The organism is Maridesulfovibrio zosterae DSM 11974 (assembly GCF_000425265.1).
GTDB lineage: Bacteria > Desulfobacterota > Desulfovibrionia > Desulfovibrionales > Desulfovibrionaceae > Maridesulfovibrio > Maridesulfovibrio zosterae.
Genome location: NZ_AUDC01000010.1, coordinates 691,657 through 707,345, shown reverse-complemented (window position 1 = coordinate 707,345; position 15,689 = coordinate 691,657). Strand labels below are relative to the sequence as shown.

17 protein-coding genes are annotated in these 15,689 nt (G+C 41.0%); 12 read left to right on the top strand and 5 right to left on the bottom strand.

Annotated features, from left to right (window positions below; all coding sequences use genetic code 11):
- The first annotated feature begins 26 nt into the window (after positions 1 to 26).
- Positions 27 to 260 carry a hypothetical protein gene (locus tag H589_RS0103905; RefSeq protein WP_027720822.1) on the top strand — a complete coding sequence of 78 codons (234 nt, stop codon included), beginning with the start codon at positions 27 to 29 and terminating at the stop codon, positions 258 to 260.
- A 17-nt stretch (positions 261 to 277) separates the two neighbouring features.
- Here H589_RS0103905 and H589_RS0103900 read toward each other — a convergent pair whose 3' ends face one another.
- Together H589_RS0103900 and H589_RS0103895 are read right to left on the bottom strand one after the other, a co-directional pair.
- Positions 278 to 748: an HAD family hydrolase gene (locus H589_RS0103900; RefSeq protein ID WP_027720821.1), complete on the bottom strand. Its 471-nt coding sequence runs from the start codon at positions 746 to 748 to the stop codon at positions 278 to 280.
- Between the two features lie 38 nt (positions 749 to 786).
- A complete protein-coding gene (locus H589_RS0103895; RefSeq protein WP_027720820.1) occupies positions 787 to 2,547 on the bottom strand; it encodes an N-acetylmuramoyl-L-alanine amidase in 1,761 nt (586 codons plus the stop codon).
- A gap of 291 nt (positions 2,548 to 2,838) precedes the next feature.
- Between H589_RS0103895 and glpX the strand changes: the two genes are divergently transcribed.
- On the top strand, positions 2,839 to 3,822 hold the full coding sequence (glpX, locus tag H589_RS0103890; protein WP_027720819.1) for a class II fructose-bisphosphatase: 984 nt from the start codon (positions 2,839 to 2,841) through the stop codon (positions 3,820 to 3,822).
- A 164-nt stretch (positions 3,823 to 3,986) separates the two neighbouring features.
- Here the strand turns inward: glpX and H589_RS0103885 are convergent, their stop codons facing one another.
- Positions 3,987 to 4,226: a hypothetical protein gene (locus tag H589_RS0103885; RefSeq protein WP_027720818.1), complete on the bottom strand. Its 240-nt coding sequence runs from the start codon at positions 4,224 to 4,226 to the stop codon at positions 3,987 to 3,989.
- Positions 4,227 to 4,394: 168 nt separating this feature from the next.
- On the opposite strand from H589_RS0103885, the gene H589_RS0103880 reads away from it, so the two are divergent.
- The 4 genes from H589_RS0103880 to H589_RS0103865 all read left to right on the top strand — a co-directional run bounded on the left by H589_RS0103880 (position 4,395) and on the right by H589_RS0103865 (position 8,286).
- Complete coding sequence (locus tag H589_RS0103880) at positions 4,395 to 4,790, top strand: YidH family protein (RefSeq protein ID WP_027720817.1); 396 nt, start codon at positions 4,395 to 4,397, stop codon at positions 4,788 to 4,790.
- A gap of 26 nt (positions 4,791 to 4,816) precedes the next feature.
- Complete coding sequence (waaF, locus tag H589_RS0103875; RefSeq protein WP_027720816.1) at positions 4,817 to 5,872, top strand: lipopolysaccharide heptosyltransferase II; 1,056 nt, start codon at positions 4,817 to 4,819, stop codon at positions 5,870 to 5,872.
- Between the two features lie 71 nt (positions 5,873 to 5,943).
- The gene (locus tag H589_RS0103870) at positions 5,944 to 7,707 is read left to right on the top strand and encodes a C25 family cysteine peptidase (RefSeq protein WP_245577034.1); all 1,764 of its coding nucleotides are present in this window, start codon (positions 5,944 to 5,946) and stop codon (positions 7,705 to 7,707) included.
- A gap of 99 nt (positions 7,708 to 7,806) precedes the next feature.
- Positions 7,807 to 8,286: a hypothetical protein gene (locus H589_RS0103865; protein ID WP_027720814.1), complete on the top strand. Its 480-nt coding sequence runs from the start codon at positions 7,807 to 7,809 to the stop codon at positions 8,284 to 8,286.
- A 47-nt stretch (positions 8,287 to 8,333) separates the two neighbouring features.
- Here the strand turns inward: H589_RS0103865 and H589_RS19095 are convergent, their stop codons facing one another.
- Both H589_RS19095 and H589_RS0103855 read right to left on the bottom strand, forming a co-directional pair.
- Entirely contained in the window at positions 8,334 to 9,590 is a 1,257-nt protein-coding gene (locus H589_RS19095) for a response regulator (protein WP_035074788.1), read from the bottom strand.
- A gap of 125 nt (positions 9,591 to 9,715) precedes the next feature.
- Complete coding sequence (locus H589_RS0103855; protein WP_027720813.1) at positions 9,716 to 10,000, bottom strand: hypothetical protein; 285 nt, start codon at positions 9,998 to 10,000, stop codon at positions 9,716 to 9,718.
- 701 nt (positions 10,001 to 10,701) lie between these two features.
- Here H589_RS0103855 and H589_RS0103850 point away from each other — a divergent pair.
- The 6 genes from H589_RS0103850 (at position 10,702) to H589_RS0103825 (ending at position 15,664) form a co-directional block, all read left to right on the top strand.
- Positions 10,702 to 11,088, top strand: coding sequence for a Ros/MucR family transcriptional regulator (locus tag H589_RS0103850; RefSeq protein ID WP_027720812.1), 387 nt, complete (start codon positions 10,702 to 10,704; stop codon positions 11,086 to 11,088).
- A gap of 141 nt (positions 11,089 to 11,229) precedes the next feature.
- A complete protein-coding gene (locus tag H589_RS0103845; RefSeq protein WP_027720811.1) occupies positions 11,230 to 12,060 on the top strand; it encodes a M15 family metallopeptidase in 831 nt (276 codons plus the stop codon).
- Positions 12,061 to 12,252: 192 nt separating this feature from the next.
- On the top strand, positions 12,253 to 13,233 hold the full coding sequence (fliM, locus tag H589_RS0103840) for a flagellar motor switch protein FliM (RefSeq protein WP_027720810.1): 981 nt from the start codon (positions 12,253 to 12,255) through the stop codon (positions 13,231 to 13,233).
- 173 nt (positions 13,234 to 13,406) lie between these two features.
- Positions 13,407 to 14,171 carry a glycosyltransferase family 2 protein gene (locus tag H589_RS0103835; protein ID WP_027720809.1) on the top strand — a complete coding sequence of 255 codons (765 nt, stop codon included), beginning with the start codon at positions 13,407 to 13,409 and terminating at the stop codon, positions 14,169 to 14,171.
- The gene (locus H589_RS0103830) at positions 14,164 to 14,592 is read left to right on the top strand and encodes a sugar 3,4-ketoisomerase (RefSeq protein WP_035074784.1); all 429 of its coding nucleotides are present in this window, start codon (positions 14,164 to 14,166) and stop codon (positions 14,590 to 14,592) included. Before H589_RS0103835 ends, H589_RS0103830 begins: the two co-directional genes overlap by 8 nt.
- A complete protein-coding gene (locus H589_RS0103825; RefSeq protein WP_027720807.1) occupies positions 14,570 to 15,664 on the top strand; it encodes a DegT/DnrJ/EryC1/StrS family aminotransferase in 1,095 nt (364 codons plus the stop codon). The genes H589_RS0103830 and H589_RS0103825 overlap by 23 nt, the downstream gene beginning before the upstream one ends.
- Positions 15,665 to 15,689 lie beyond the last annotated feature (25 nt).

Here is a 15,689-nt window from a genome sequence, read left to right as displayed (position 1 = left end):
ACGACAATTATGGTAGCAACTTAAGTATGTTAGTACTGAAATGTTCAGCTTGCAGGCGTAAGCTCTGGAAATATTATAAAATAGGAAATGGCGAAGTTCACCGTTGCCATAAGGATCGCATCAAGAAAATATGGAATGCAGAGGAAAGGGACGGTAAAGTTTACTGTCCCTGCGGAAAAGCCTTCGGTATTGATCGTAACTCTTACTGGACTATGGACAAAAAAGCCTTCACGTACTCGGGAACAAAAACCAATAACTGATTTAAGTATGGGTAAAATTAGTTACGAAGGGTCGTGAGCAGCCTTACAGGATGGGTAAAAAGCCCTAGGGCATTCGTAATATCTGTTGCTCCGATATCGGCAACACGCGCCGATTTCATAGACATACATTCAGCTCCTGAAATGATTATGCCCAAAGCAGATTCACGCAGCATAAGCAAATCATTTCGACCATTTCCAATACAGGCACAAATTTCCGTTCCAAGCGTATTCACATAGTTGAGCTTGGCTTGATCTTCTGTGTCTCCGTCTATTATGTGGATTGTCACCGGAAGTTCAGCAAGTTCTTCTTCGCACTGCCCTAAGGTGTCTGCAGTAAGAACATGAACCTGTACGTCTTCCGCCAGCTCTTTGATAAGCTTCCCCAGCCCCGGTAACAGATTACCGTCCAAAGCTAAAGTACCGTTATAATCGAGAACAAGGTGCTCAATATCAAGCTTTCCGAAACCGGGAATATCAAGACTGATCATAGCTTAATCCTCATAGAATACTGCAACACTCAGATGCATTAAAGACTTGCATATCTTTCAATCTGCTTCTTGTACTCCAATACACCTTTTACGATACCATCGGCAATATAAGAAAGATACTTATCAGAGTTCAACCTTTTCGCTTCAGTCCTGTTTGTCAGATATCCAAGTTCGATAAGCACGGAAGGCATTTTGGCTCCCATGAGAACGTAAAACGGAGCCTCACGAACTCCCTGATCTTTAACAGACCAATTCCTGCGCACATTAGCCAATGACTTAGTGTGAATATTTTTAGCAAGATCCTTGCTTTCTTTCATCTTCGAATTAAGCATCAAATCAGTAAGAATAACTTGTAAATCACTGATACGCTTAGCAGAAATTGCGTTCTCACGAGCGGCAACTCGCACAGCATTACGGTTACGTGCAAGGTTCAAAGTATATGTTTCTATACCGTTGATCTTTGAACTGCGATGAGCGTTGCAATGAACGGAAATAAACATATCCGCCTTTTTAATATTAGCCATGGCAGTGCGCTCTTCAAGCGGTATAAATACATCGGTACTTCTTGTGTAGAGAACTGAGAAACCTGCTTTTTTGAGCTTTGCAGCAAGTATTTTAGTAAAACGCAAGTTTATATTTTTCTCTTTAATGCCGTTAGCTGATGCCCCCGGGTCCTTTCCACCATGACCGGGATCAAGCATGATAGTTTTAAAAGTCAATCCAAGCTGTTCAAGCAGTTCGCCAGCCATTTTCTTGCTGTTTTTTGGGGGAACATACTTTTGGGGCTTAGATTTTTTGAAAGTTTTTTTTGTAGGCTTCCTGCTGACTGCAACCTTCCCCTCTTCAGGAGCCTGAACATCAATTACCAACCGGAATGGATTTTCTAGCGGGAAAATTTTATAATCCTGCATAGAATTAAAATCCAAAACAACACGAGTCGTTCTAGGATCTTTCTGCGCTGAACGAATATCCTTTAAGATACCGTCTGCAACCTGAGTATCCTTATGCACACCTTTGCTAAGAAGAGTATCCTCAAGATCTACATAAAGTCTATGCGGGCGGTTAACACTCTGGTTAGGATTTAAAATCTGATACCGATAACGAACCTCTCCATCAAGATCAAAGACAACACGAGTGTAAGACTCGCTGCTGGTATAACGGACTGCAAGTAATTTTGCCCGCTTTGTTGATTTACTGCCAGATTTATTTTTTCCAGTTGATGAGGGGACAATCGTGCCGGAAGGTTTCTTGCGGCCTTCTTCTTTACCGCGAACACTACTGCGGTCCATTTTATCAAGTCTGCCTCTAGCCTTAGAGTACATGTCTGACTTGGAGTAGCGATGAACAATAGTTAAATAATCTGAATAAGCTAAATCTTTTTCATTCAGTTTATGCAACCGTATTTCCGCACGTCTAAAGATACTGTCATCTGTCCACGAATGCGAAGGAAAATTTGAGATCATACGCCCAAAGTAATCAACAGCGCTGCGGAAATCTTTCTTCAATCCACTCCGATTACCTAACTCCTCGTATGTTCTGCCAAGATAGTAAAGGGACTTCGGAGCATAAGCTCCACGTGTTGATTTCTTAAAAACATTACGAAATCTTTTAGCAACCTTTTCCCATTCACTTCTATATTGAGACTTCTTTTTATCTTTAGAAAGTGCATGAAATTGCTTCCAGGCAATGGTAAAATCATCTTTAACACTGCCCCCAAACGCACTTGCAGGAGTAACCGATACAAATAATCCGGCTAGCAAAAAGGCCATGAAAAGATTCTGAATAAAAATTTTGCGCATTTTATTACAACTTAAGTCTTTGTTTTTATTTAATTTTAATATGGATAAACGAATATACTGCTATCTAAAATTTGATCTAAAGAAAGTTTAGATGTTCTCTTAATAAGCTTGCATGGTCTAAAAATCAACCTCAGATATATTATGCGTTTGTTTTTCCTTTTGCAGAAGCCCCATTTTCTGTGGCATGGTCACTGTTCATGAATACTGGACTGACATCACTTTTTGTGTAATTGCCATGTGCATTGCTATAAGAATTTTGAACAATTCAAATCAATCATTTGGAGACAGATAATGGAAGCTCCCCAGAGAAATTTGGCTCTTGACCTTGTAAGGGTAACCGAAGCGGCTGCTCTGGCTTCTGCCAGATGGCTGGGCCGGGGTGACAAAAACTCCGGTGATCAGGCTGCGGTCGATGCCATGCGTTTGAGTTTTAACAGCCTTGCCATCAGCGGTACAGTTGTTATCGGTGAAGGTGAAAAAGACCATGCCCCTATGCTATACAACGGCGAAAAGCTTGGCGTAGGTGAAGGCCCAGGAATGGACGTTGCGGTTGACCCTGTTGAAGGTACAAACCTTCTTGCATACGGTCGTCCCAACGCTATCTCAGTAGTCGGAGTTGCCCCCACAGGCATGATGCTTGATCCGGGTCCGAGCTACTACATGCAAAAGCTGGTCGTTCCAACTGCTGCTAGAAATATGGTTGACATCAATGCCCCGGTTAAAGACAACCTGAACAAAATTGCCAAAGCTCTCAATAAAGATATTGATGACCTTGTTGTTTTTGTTCTTGAAAAACCCAGACATCACGGTCTTATTCAAGAAATCCGTGATGCCGGTGCGCGCATCCAGCTTCATACTGACGGTGATGTTGCCGGAGCACTTATGGTCGTTGATCCTCGCTGCCCTGTTGACGTAATGATGGGTACAGGAGGCACACCGGAAGGAGTGCTTTCAGCCTGCGCTATCCGCATCATGGGTGGTGAAATGTATGCCAGATTTGACCCCCAGTCTGAAAATGAAAAAAATGCTCTTGAAGAGCAGGGCTACGATCTGCGAAATATTATGACTGTTAATGATCTCGTTCAAAGTGATGATATTTTCTTCTCCGCCACAGGTATTTCCGGCGGAACTTTCCTGCGTGGTGTACGCTACCTCGGCTACGGCGCAGAAACGACATCCTTGGTTATGCGCGGAAAGACAGGAACAGTTCGCCTGATTGAAGCAGTACATACCTGGGACAAGCTCATGAAAATTAGTGCTGTTAAGTACGACTAATAGGTTAGATTATTGTCTTTCATGCAGGCTAACCGGAAACTTCCGGTTAGCCTTTTTCTTTATAAAAAAGCAGCCCGATACATCTCAACTCTATCTTCAATCAGAGCATATAATCAGAAAAGGCTAACTTATACTAAGGCATTTATTTTTGAGTACTTTTACAACTAGTATTCCGGTGCCTCAAGTTTTGCAGCTATAATCTGTGCATCTTCTGTACGTGGCTGAGTTGAAAGTTCTTTGCATTCTCCGTGACAGGAAATCCCATTGGGTCTCATTTGTACGTATCCGGCAGATAGAACATTAGTATACGGGATTTGCTCTCTGAATTCGAGATATCCAATGCGATTAGGAAAAAGTATAGGTAGCGGATCACCGGAGAAGTCTTCAAACATGATATATTTCATTATTTCTTCCTTATGTTTTGGTTTGTGACTGTATTAAATTTTTCTGCTGTTTCATATTGTGTTTCAGGATAATACACAAAGGCACATGTTGCCCGCAATCTGATTACAGATTATAGACTCAGATATTCCAGATCAAGAATTGTAGAACAGAAATTCCGGAGTTGGCAAATGGCGGATGAGAGCAAGGAGCAGATTTTGCTGGACAATGACAGTCTGGCCTTAATGAGAACACTGCTGGCAAATGAGAGAACATTTCTGGCATGGTGCAGGACCTCTCTTGGACTGCTGGGTTTTGGTTTTGTAATTGAAAAAATCAGCTGGTACATGGACAAATTTCTGCAAGACACCCCTCGTGAAATCATTCATGAAATGACCCTGCTAAGTATTTTTACACTGGTTTCAGGAGTAGTAATTCTGCTTGGTGCTGCGATCCGTTTTTTCTCTTTTGAAAGAAAAGTCGGCGCCAAAGTTAAATGGGCAAAGCCTTATCCTGAAATTCTGGTAACTCTGGCTGTAGCATTGGTATTAATTGTCAGTGCTCTTGCCGGAAAAATGATGTTTTAAATATTAACGCAGCTAACAATTTATTAATGAAAGATAATTATAAAAAAATAGCCTTATGGCAGACAGCTTTTCTGGGAGACTCTGTTTTAACTCTTCCACTCATAAAAGCACTTTCTTTACGATTTCCTGAAGCTGAAATACATCTTTTTGTACGTAAAGGAGTAGAACCTCTTTTTGCTGCACAGAAAGAGCTTGCCGGAGTTTATGGATTTGATAAACGCGGTGCACAAAAAAGCATGAAAGCAGCCTTCAAGTATGGAGCTGAAATAGCAAAGCAGGACTATGACCTCTGGATCTCAGCCCATACCAGCATGAGATCGGCTGTTGTAAGCATGGCCTCAAAAATTCCTGACCGTATCGGCTACACTGCTCCATGGTATAACCGTCTGGTCTATACCAAAACAGTTAACCGAAAATTCACAGAGCTGGAAGAAGTTGAACGTCTTTTAGCTCTAGGTAAACCGCTGGGCATTTCTGAGTCGACTCCGCAGGTAGAGCTTAATATACCGTCTGATATTCTTGCAGAATCCAAATCTTTTTTTTCACAGTTCAGTGGCAGACCTGTCATCGGCATACATCCAGGATCAACGTGGCAGACTAAAAAATGGCCTGAAAATAATTTTGCGCAGATTATAAGCAAATGTGTGAAAGCTGGATATAAAGTACTCTTATTCGGTGGGCCTGATGAAATGGACTTATGTAATGTTATTTTACAGCAGGCAGAACATAAGACCGATGTCACCAACATTGCAGGTAAGCTGAATCTTCAACAACTCGCAGCCTATATTCGGCAATTGAATCTCTACCTGACAAATGATTCCGGGCCAATGCATATTGCATGGATTCAAAATGTACCTCTTGTTGCGATGTTCGGCCCGACAGTAAAAAAATTCGGATTCTTTCCACGCGGTAAAAATTCAACAATTCTTGAAAGCAGTGAAAATCTCAGTTGCAGGCCATGCGGGCTTCACGGCGGTAAAAGCTGCCCTGAAAAACATCATAAATGCATGACAAATATTACGGTTGAAATGGTTTGGGAAGAGATCATAGAGAAAGTGGAAAAACAAAAGGTAATTCTATAATGCGTGCATGCAACAAAACAATACTGCTCCTTTGGGCCTTTTTAATTGCCCTGAGCATATCAGGCTGCAAAATGCATAGCTTCACTGAAATCCAGAAGCCCGCTGCCTCAGCTCCTGTACCAGTTAAGGTTTCTACCGCTCCATTAACTGAGACAAAGAAAAGTATTATTGTATGTACGGCTGATTTTATGCGTGCTGCAAAATATTTTTCATTTTTACACCGTGAATATGAAGGTGTTAAATCTATCATTATTAAAACACCTCATACGAATGGAACCACCGAATCACGGACAAAAATTATTTCCGAAATTAAAGATCATATAAGAGCTCAAAACAAAGATGGATCGATAATGTCTGTTCTCATACTGGGGGACAAATCTGTTGTTCCTTTAGCTGAATTCAGTACAGAAAACGGCACCAATCTACATACATCTGATTACTGCTACGGAGGATCATCAGACTCTCCAGAAAACATGTTACCTGTAGGCCGAATTCCCGCTATCAGTTCAGAAGAGGCAGAAGCTGTCGCGGCAAAGTATGAGCGCTGGTATGAAGACCTTCGTTTCCGTCCGGCATGGCCCGTTTCATTTATTGGCGGAAAAGGTTTTACTGCAGATCAAATATCCGATCCAGAGCTTCTTTTCTTCAGCCTGCAACAAGAGGGAATCGCCGGCCCGGAAGCTATCCGCTATCTTGGAGCAGCCGGAGGCTGTGAGCCAAGACGCTTGCTGCAAAGCCTGGCGGAGGACGATGCTTCCGTACAATGGCTGGCTCTTGATACTTGTCCAGAAGGATTTACAATAGGAAAAGGAGTATTGGGAGTTTCAAAAATATTGGAACTTGAATACAAACCGGGACTCCCCGTAGTCTTGAATCCTTCTTGCGAACCGAAGGTTTTTAATTCAACATTACCGACTCCTGCACAGGCCCTTGTCCTTTCTAAAGGAGGAGGACTAGCAGTTATGACTGGCTGCAATTCTTCCGGAAGAATTACAGCAGAGCTGGACAGCGGTCGAGTTTACAGAGTTGATACAAGTGGCACTGCGCGCCTTCTAATAGAATTCCATAAAGCGTATTTCAGTGGAAAACACCGCATTGCAGAGGCTATTCGTGAAGCCAGAGCCCAGTTTGCCGCAAATATTAGAACCGGAGAAGACATTTCCCCAATATACGATTCCATTTTTTACGGTGATCCGGTTATGTCGCTTCCACTTCCTGTCCGTACTGAATCACCGGCTTATAACGGGCTAACAACTATCACAAAACCGAAAAATCCTTATGGAGTGGCCGTTTTTCCTATTAATTCTACTATCTCTTTTGCTATGGAAGAAGGGGGAGTATACCCTGCTGTAGAGTTAACAATTATTGACCGTTTAAGTGGCAAAAGAGTTTCGTCGATGAAGGTACAGGAAGATGATATTTTCAATTTTTCAGCAGATGGAGAAGGAAGCTACCTGATATATTCCAGACCGCTGGACGGCCCACTTGCCTGGCAGTTTTTTAATGTACAAAAGAAAGGAAATTCAGAACTAAAGCTCACCGAAAAATTTAATAAAAAAACACCTAAAATTAAAGCGTTAATAAAACCCGTCCGTTACTCTGTACAAGTAAGTTCAAACCGTAAAAAAGATTCAGCTATCAGAGTACGCAAGAAACTCACAGGACAAGGTTACGAAGCCTATGTTGTTGAAGTAGCTTCGGCAAATAAACGCAAATGGTATTGCGTCCGATTTGGTGAATTCGATTCATGGGCAGATGCTGTAGAAGCTTCTGCAGAATATGAACGAAAAGAGCAGGCTGATGCTAAGATAGTCCGGTGTAACCGCGGCAGTTAAATTTATAATATATTATACTTGAACAAACCAACTATTCAGATTATAAGTACACCTCTATTTCTAAACCACTATATTCCTATAATTTGAGATGGTGTACATTTGAATAAAAGTAGTAAAAATATTATTTTACTTATCGTCGGACTTGCTTTTTTTGCTCTGTTTGGGACAGGTGTCTTTTATGCTGCTGATTTAGGCAAACCAGCACGGCCTAATCTCATTGGCGAATTCAACTTTTATAAAGGCCTTTCTGCTGACAGTCTCAATTTCAGTGACAATGAAATCAGAAAGCTTAACAAATCGTTTAAGCAGCACAGAAAAGTGGTTAAAAAAGCTGTCCTGACAGTTGCTGACACCATTCAAGACCAGCACTCAAAAGACAAAAATAATTCAAAGCTCGAATTTGACATCACACTTCATTGTACGAACGGCATGGTTTTTACCCCTCCCGTAACAACTTGCTCCCGTAAAAAACTCGTCAGCGAAATTGTAACTAAGATTGATAGAGGTGCAAAAATCATTAATTACTATTCTACACAGCCGCACTTAAAGAATAAAAACATAACAATTGTTGATATGTAGTGGGGAACAGTTCAGTTCCCCCTCCAGAAATTTTTACAAAATTCAACCTACACAAAGCCCCCGGAATTAATCCCCTTACTCTGGTTAATATGAAGTGATCCAGTGACCTTAGATAAAGCTGAGTCAAAGCTGCTTCCAGAGTCTTTACTTACGGTAAATGATGCCGAAACCATAAATCGATCTGAACCGCTGACAATCTGTGCACTTGCAAGCGCAGCTTTGACGGCAGCAAGATCTTTCTTCAAAATATCACTATCGTCTGAGAGTATAAAAAAACCATAATCTGAACGGCCAACCAGATCCCAACCGATGGAATGTTGATCCAGTAAGGATGCAGCTTTCTTGATACTTGCAAACCCGGCATTCCAGCCATATTGTTCGTTGATTTGAAAAACATCATCAACATTGAAAGCGGCCAGAACTGGTTTCTTACCCTGACGGATCATTTCCTTAAAAAGATCGCGGCCTTGCTCAATAAAACTGGAAAGATTGGCAACCCCGGTCAACGGATCACGGCTGTATGCATCCTTAATTGACCTGATACGTTCAAGTTCATTAAGGTTATTTGTGACACGCCACGAAAATTCTTCCACTTCAAAAGGCTTTTTAAGAAAATCGTTAGCTCCGCGCTTCAAAAATTTTGCAGTGATGGCTCCGGCGTTATGCGATGAAACTCCAAGAATTGCCAACTGATCACGGCTGAACATTTTGCGGACTTCTCCAACCAGTTCAAAGCCATCAAGGTTAGGCATTTCATAGTCAGTGAGAAGCATCTTAACATCTGGATTATCTTTAATAAGTTCAAGAGCCTCTGCCCCGTCTTTGCCAGTCAGAACCGTAAAATTAAGACGCTCCAGAAGATTACGCATAATATTGCGGGCAGTTGAACTATCTTCAGCTACAACGACTTTAACCTCATGGTTTGAATAAATACGCCGTATTAAATCAACCATTTCATCAAGGTCAACATGGCTTGATTTATTAAAATAATCTAAAACATTCTTTTCAATAAACCTGTTACGGATATTTTCGTCAAAAGTTGAAGTTAAAACGATACAAGGAATTTTGCGGGCAAGCACATAATCTACGGCTTCACCATCCGGGGCTCCTTTGATATTTAAATTCAGTACTGCAATAAAGAAATCATTATCGTCATCAGCAAACTTTTCTTCAAGCTCATCCATAGAGTTGACAACAACAGAATCAAATGGCGTGACAGACTCAATATGCTCAGTAATAATTCTGGCCTGAGTATTACTGTTCTCAACTACAAGTACGGTATTTTTAACTGTATCTCCGGACATATTGCCCTCCTTATATCAGCTGATACGATAAATGTTAAATATCGGATAATATTCTTTCGAAGAATCTTTATATCTAGTCAAAATAGATAAGACAAACCTACGATTCAAAAGTTTTTAATCTAAACTTAATCCGTAAGAATCTTCCCACCATAAGTCTCAATCACTTCATCAGAATTAATAGGCTCTAACTGGTCTTCATTCTTACACTTCATTGCTTCATCAACTTTTTTCTCATGAGCAAGATGTTCATCAAGGGCTTCTGTTGAATTTCTTACCTTTGATGATTCCTGATACTCATCAACATTGGCACTGACAACTGCAACACTCACAACTGCAACTGTTCCCCAGATACATCCTGATAAAAAACAGGTTATAAATATAACACACAAAACTGAAAAAATATATCTCATGTGTATTGCTCTATATAGAAAAGATCTGAAAATAAATTATATGCATCATTTATAAACCTTGCCTTACGATAATAATAAACAAATATCGCCCTGAAAAACACCAAAATCATGAAACGAATTTATACACGCGGAAACTTAACACCGCAAACGGCGTTAAAGCCCTTTTTATAAAACACCATATGCTCTATCCTAGCACGCTATCATACTATCCATAATTAAGCTGTTATTCTTGAAGTACTAGAAAAATTTGACTATTTTTTACAAGAAAAATTGATTAAAAAAAGAGTTATTGGTGTTCAACACCTTGAATTAGGTATAAATCAGTCATGAAGCACTCACTCCCTGCATTATGATTAAATATTTAAACAAATATGATTATTTTCAATGCAACTACTTGAGCACTAGTATTTACATTAAAATTAATTAGATTGAGTGCTTAACACTTTTCAGTACAAATTAAATACATTTTCTGTGTAAAAAGTTCATATTTTGCACAATCTGACATCAAAAAAATGCATTACTGAAAAGTATTCTGAAAAACACTTTATAACTTCAGCATTATTTCTACGTTTGTACATATCAATAACAGATAAAAAAGTTGAAAAATATTTAATGTGTTTGACAGCTATAACAAACTACCTTATCCATATCTCTTCCTACTATAAGTTAGTATAGAAATAATTCCCTAAAGGAGATATCACGTGGAAGATTATTTGAAAGAAGCTTTGGAAATAGTCAAAGCTCAGGCAAGTGTAAGAACCATGAACGAAGAAGAAATGACTTCCATGGTACGCAAACTTTCCGCCGGTATTCAGGCAATCGCCGAAAATGCACTCCCTGCTCAAGAGGAGGCACCTGCATGCGATCCCAAAAAATCCATCAAGGAAAAAACAATCGTATGTTGCGAGTGCGGAAAATCATTTAAGATTATCACTAAGAAGCACCTTGCTTCCCATGGCCTGACACCTGATGAATACCGCGAGAAACATAATCTCAAAAAGAAAACACCTCTGGTCTGTAAATCCTTGCAGCGTGAGCGTCGCAAAAAAATGAAAGAAATGAAACTCTGGACCAAACGCGGTCAATAGTAAATTTCTGTCATAGCTTTATCAAGGCCGCCTTCTCAGGCGGCCTTTTTTTGTAACAAAGGAGCCTGCCACTACTGTTCACATTTAAAATTATAAGATAATAATATTGGCACATAATCCCTAACCCAAAAAAATACATCTATGGATAGAAGAAAATTCCTGACTGGCCTATGCAGCATGACGGCTGCCTCCATACTTACAACTCTTCCCGGCCTATCTTATGCGTCTGGAAAAGAGCGAGATGTAAGTGAGAAGGATTTGAAGGATTATCTGCATATTATGGCCGATTTCGATAAGCCACAGTTAAGTGATATTATTCTGGATAAAAAAGATTTTGTTCTCCTCAAAACAACCTTAAAAAAATTACGCAAAATTCAAAGGACAGTAGGTTTTGGAAACTACTGTATTTTGAGTTTTGATAATGCCATCAAATTTTCCCGACAATACTCATCCATTGGCAGGTTCACCAAAGATGAAATAGAATTTCTTGATAAAATATTCCAGCACAATGCTGCAGAATACGGTTTTATGGGGGAAAAACCTGTGACCAAGCTGACCGAAAGTATTCCCCGAAAAGAACTTATTAAAATACCTCGAACTGGCAATTATCTGTATCGCGGTGCGCCATACAAAAAATACCTGTCTATAAAAAAAGAACTGGGCGACGAAGTATACCTCACATCCGGAGTTCGAGGAGTAATGAAACAATTCATACTTTTCCTTTCCAAGGCCGCATTAAATAATGGTAATCTTTCATTGGCTTCACGATCCCTTGCTCCCCCCGGATATTCTTATCACGCCGTCGGCGACTTTGATGTAGGCGAAAAAGGACTGGGCGCAGCCAATTTCAGTTCCAGATTTGCTGAAAGCAACACATGCAAAAGACTACGCGAACTTGGCTACTTAAAACTACGCTATCCTGAAAACAACCTGCTTGGCGTCAGATTTGAGCCATGGCATATTAAAGTATAGCTAAAGTTTTTTATAAAAAAATGCGATAAGATATATACTTATATTGAATGCACATAATTACAGCATGAATTGCTGAAAGCTACCTACTAATGAGCACCCATAAAAAGGCAATATTTACTTTGTTGTAGAAAATAGATAACTATGATGTTGTTGGTAAGGTGGGAAAACGTAAAAAAACGGAATGAATAAAGAATGAGTAAGATTCTTCAGCAGGATGAGGTTGATGCTCTGCTAAGAGGCCTTTCCGGTGGAGAGGTTGAAGCGGAACAGGATATACCGGATGATGATTCCGGAGTTGTCTCTTTTGACCTTGCCAATCAGGACCGCATTATACGCGGTCGTATGCCTGTTCTTGAAATTGTTAACGACCGTTTCGCACGTCTGGCGACTAACAATCTGGCAAACACCATGCGCAAAAGGGTTGATATCAACCCTATATCCATAGACATGTCCAAATTCGGTGATTTCATGCGCTCTCTGCCCGTTCCTACCTCTCTTTCAATTTTTAAAATGGACCCTCTGCGCGGAAATGCAATTCTTGTGGTTGACTCCAGACTTGTTTTTGCGCTGGTAGAGAGTTTTTTTGGTGGTTCAGGTTCACAGCCAAAGGTAGAAGGACGTGATTTTACGCCTATTGAGCAGGCCATTGTTGATCGAGTCGTGAAAATTGCCCTTTCCAACCTTGAAGATTCATGGCGCCCTGTTCATGAAGTTCACCTTGAGCTTGTCCGTTCTGAAGTTAACCCACAGTTTGCTGCCATTGTTCCACCCTCTGATGTCGTAGTCGTTATAACTTTTGAAGTTGAGCTTGAAAATGCTATTGGCTCACTGATTGTATGCCTTCCATACTCCACACTTGAGCCGATACGTTCCAAACTCCACGCGTCATTCCAGTCTGAGAGACTTGAGATTGACCATGTCTGGGTCAGCCGTTTTAAGGAAAGGCTCCTTGAAACTCCTATCGAACTGCTTGTTCGGCTTGGCAAAACTAAAATCACCGGTCGCCAGCTTCTTAATCTCGAACAGGGTGATCTACTTCTGCTAAATACAGATGAAGAAGATACCCTTGAATGTGAAGTCGGTGGTGTCCTTAAGTATTATGGGACTCCAGGCAGGGTAAAGGCCAACCGGGCTTTCCAGATCACTCAGGCTATTGAACCTAAACTGACATAGCCGACCTTTTCCCTTTTTCTTATGTTTCCAGAAACAAAACTCAGCGAGGTTGCGTTCCAAGTTTTGCCTACCTTACAATTTGGAACACTCTTGACTCCCGCCTGAGGGCTGCCTACAATCAATAGGTTGGTTTAGTGCATATTTTTCATTTGAATTGTAAATAAAAGGTCCCAATGAATCGCATTACAGGGCTGATCCTTACATATAATGGAGAAAGGCTGCTTGATGAAGCGCTTGAAAGCCTTTCCTTTTGTTCAGAAATTCTGATTATTGATTCGGGTTCAACTGATTCAACCCTTGATATTGCCCGCAAACATAACGCCCGTGTTGTTTATAATGCATGGAACGGAGCTATTGAGCAGCATAAATTTGCCCAGTCCCTTATCGAAACTTCGTGGGTAATTACTATTGATCAGGACGAGTTGATTTCACCGGAATTAAAAAAGAGCATCATTCAAATGCTTGAGAATCCGAGCAACGATTTTGATGGATATTACTGCGCCCGAAGATCATGGTATCTGGACCGTTTTATTATGCATAGCGGCTGGTATCCAGATAAACTTTTCCGTGTATTCAGGCACGGAGGGATTACTATCGGCGGTATCAGACCTCATGAAGAACTGCGACCAGTCAATAAAGCAGATGAACTGGACGGCGACATCATTCATTATCCATATGAAAATTTCTTCCAGCACATGGATAAAATTAATGAATATACCCAAGATGCTGCTCTTGATCTTTATTCGCGCGGCAAACGAGGATCACTTGGGTCTGCTATCGGACACGCTATAGGTAAATTCTTAAAACAATACGTGATTAAAGCAGGTTTCCTCGACGGTAAAGCAGGATTTATTGTTGCAGTACATGGCTTTTTCTACACCTTTCAAAAATACATCAGGTTGGTAGAGCTCGAAATGAAGGACAAAAATAATGCATGAAGATAAACCGCATTTGATAGAACTTCCCAAAATACACGACAATCGCGGCAACCTTACTTTTATTGAAAACAGCCGCCATATTCCTTTTGATATAAAAAGAGTGTATTATCTATATGACGTTCCCGGCGGAGAGACCCGTGGAGGCCATGCCCATAAACATTTGAGGCAGTATATTATTGCCGCATCAGGTAGCTTTGACGTAGTTTTAGATGATGGAAAGACCAGAACAAAATTCTCTTTAAACCGTTCATATTACGGTCTTTATATTCCTACTATGACTTGGCGTGAGCTTGAAAATTTCTCCTCCGGTTCCGTGTGTCTGGTGCTGGCTTCGGAATACTACGATCCGACTGACTACTATTATACCTATGAAGATTTCATGAAGGCGGTTAACGAAAATGAAGCAAATCAGATTTCTTGATGTCGGCTGGACTTACCAAACACTAGCTCCTAAAATGGACGCAGCAGCTAAACGCGTTCTTGAATCAGGCTGGTTTATTCATGGTAAAGAAGTTGAAGCTTTTGAAAAAGAATTTGCACTATACACAGGGGCAAAGCACTGCATCGGAACAGGAAACGGCCTTGATTCTCTTGAGCTTGTACTACGTGCTGCAGGGGTCGGTCATGGAGATGATGTTCTTGTCCCATCAAATACCTTTATTGCCACATGGCTTGCGGTAACTCGGACCGGTGCAAACATTATCCCGGTAGAACCAGTTGAGTCCACTTACACAATGGACCCCGATAAACTTGAAGCAGCCCTGACTCCAAAGACTAAAGCGATTATTCCGGTCCATCTTTACGGCCAGCCCGCAGATATGGACCCAATCATGGAGTTCGCTGAAAAACATTCATTGTTTGTCCTGACAGATGCTGCTCAGGCTCACGGAGCTGTGTACAAAGGCAAGATGTCCGGCACACTCGGACATGCGGCGGCTTTCAGCTTCTACCCAGGTAAAAACCTTGGAGCCTTCGGTGACGGTGGTGCAGTAACTACAATGGATGATACCATAGCTGAAAACGTGCGCAAGATAGCCAACTACGGAGCCACAGTTAAATATGAGCACGATTCACTTGGATTCAACAGCCGACTTGATGAGATGCAGGCCGCATTTCTACGTGTTAAGCTAGACAAACTTGATAACTGGAACTGGACCCGCAAAACTATTGCCAGAATATATCTTGATGGACTTGCCGACACTCCACTGGTGCTTCCCGTTGTAATCGAGCAGACTCAATCTGTCTGGCATTTATTTGTTGTACGTTGCAAGGACCGTGACGGACTTATCAAGCATCTGGCCGACCACAAAATTGAGACATCCATACATTACCCTAAAGCTCCTCACAAGCAAGGAGCATACAAAAATATGGCAGGTATCTCTTTGCCCATAAGTGAAGCAATACACCGTGAGGTTCTCTCTCTGCCCATCGGTCCACATATGGATGAAGATGATGCCAGACGAGTTGTGGAAGTGGTTAAAGATTTCTTTTAAGATTACATACTCAATGCAAAAAATC

What these genes read in the sequence shown, in the direction of transcription:
- H589_RS0103825 (WP_027720807.1), top strand. Translation starts at nt 14,570, where the DNA reads ATGAAGCAAATCAGATTTCTTGATGTCGGCTGGACTTACCAAACACTA.
- H589_RS0103880 (WP_027720817.1), top strand. Translation starts at nt 4,395, where the DNA reads ATGGCGGATGAGAGCAAGGAGCAGATTTTGCTGGACAATGACAGTCTG.
- H589_RS0103845 (WP_027720811.1), top strand. Translation starts at nt 11,230, where the DNA reads ATGGATAGAAGAAAATTCCTGACTGGCCTATGCAGCATGACGGCTGCC.
- H589_RS0103895 (WP_027720820.1), bottom strand. Translation starts at nt 2,547, where the DNA reads ATGCGCAAAATTTTTATTCAGAATCTTTTCATGGCCTTTTTGCTAGCC.
- waaF (WP_027720816.1), top strand. Translation starts at nt 4,817, where the DNA reads ATGAAAGATAATTATAAAAAAATAGCCTTATGGCAGACAGCTTTTCTG.
- H589_RS0103855 (WP_027720813.1), bottom strand. Translation starts at nt 10,000, where the DNA reads ATGAGATATATTTTTTCAGTTTTGTGTGTTATATTTATAACCTGTTTT.
- H589_RS0103870 (WP_245577034.1), top strand. Translation starts at nt 5,944, where the DNA reads ATGCATAGCTTCACTGAAATCCAGAAGCCCGCTGCCTCAGCTCCTGTA.
- fliM (WP_027720810.1), top strand. Translation starts at nt 12,253, where the DNA reads ATGAGTAAGATTCTTCAGCAGGATGAGGTTGATGCTCTGCTAAGAGGC.
- glpX (WP_027720819.1), top strand. Translation starts at nt 2,839, where the DNA reads ATGGAAGCTCCCCAGAGAAATTTGGCTCTTGACCTTGTAAGGGTAACC.
- H589_RS0103830 (WP_035074784.1), top strand. Translation starts at nt 14,164, where the DNA reads ATGCATGAAGATAAACCGCATTTGATAGAACTTCCCAAAATACACGAC.
- H589_RS0103835 (WP_027720809.1), top strand. Translation starts at nt 13,407, where the DNA reads ATGAATCGCATTACAGGGCTGATCCTTACATATAATGGAGAAAGGCTG.
- H589_RS0103905 (WP_027720822.1), top strand. Translation starts at nt 27, where the DNA reads ATGTTAGTACTGAAATGTTCAGCTTGCAGGCGTAAGCTCTGGAAATAT.
- H589_RS19095 (WP_035074788.1), bottom strand. Translation starts at nt 9,590, where the DNA reads ATGTCCGGAGATACAGTTAAAAATACCGTACTTGTAGTTGAGAACAGT.
- H589_RS0103900 (WP_027720821.1), bottom strand. Translation starts at nt 748, where the DNA reads ATGATCAGTCTTGATATTCCCGGTTTCGGAAAGCTTGATATTGAGCAC.
- H589_RS0103885 (WP_027720818.1), bottom strand. Translation starts at nt 4,226, where the DNA reads ATGAAATATATCATGTTTGAAGACTTCTCCGGTGATCCGCTACCTATA.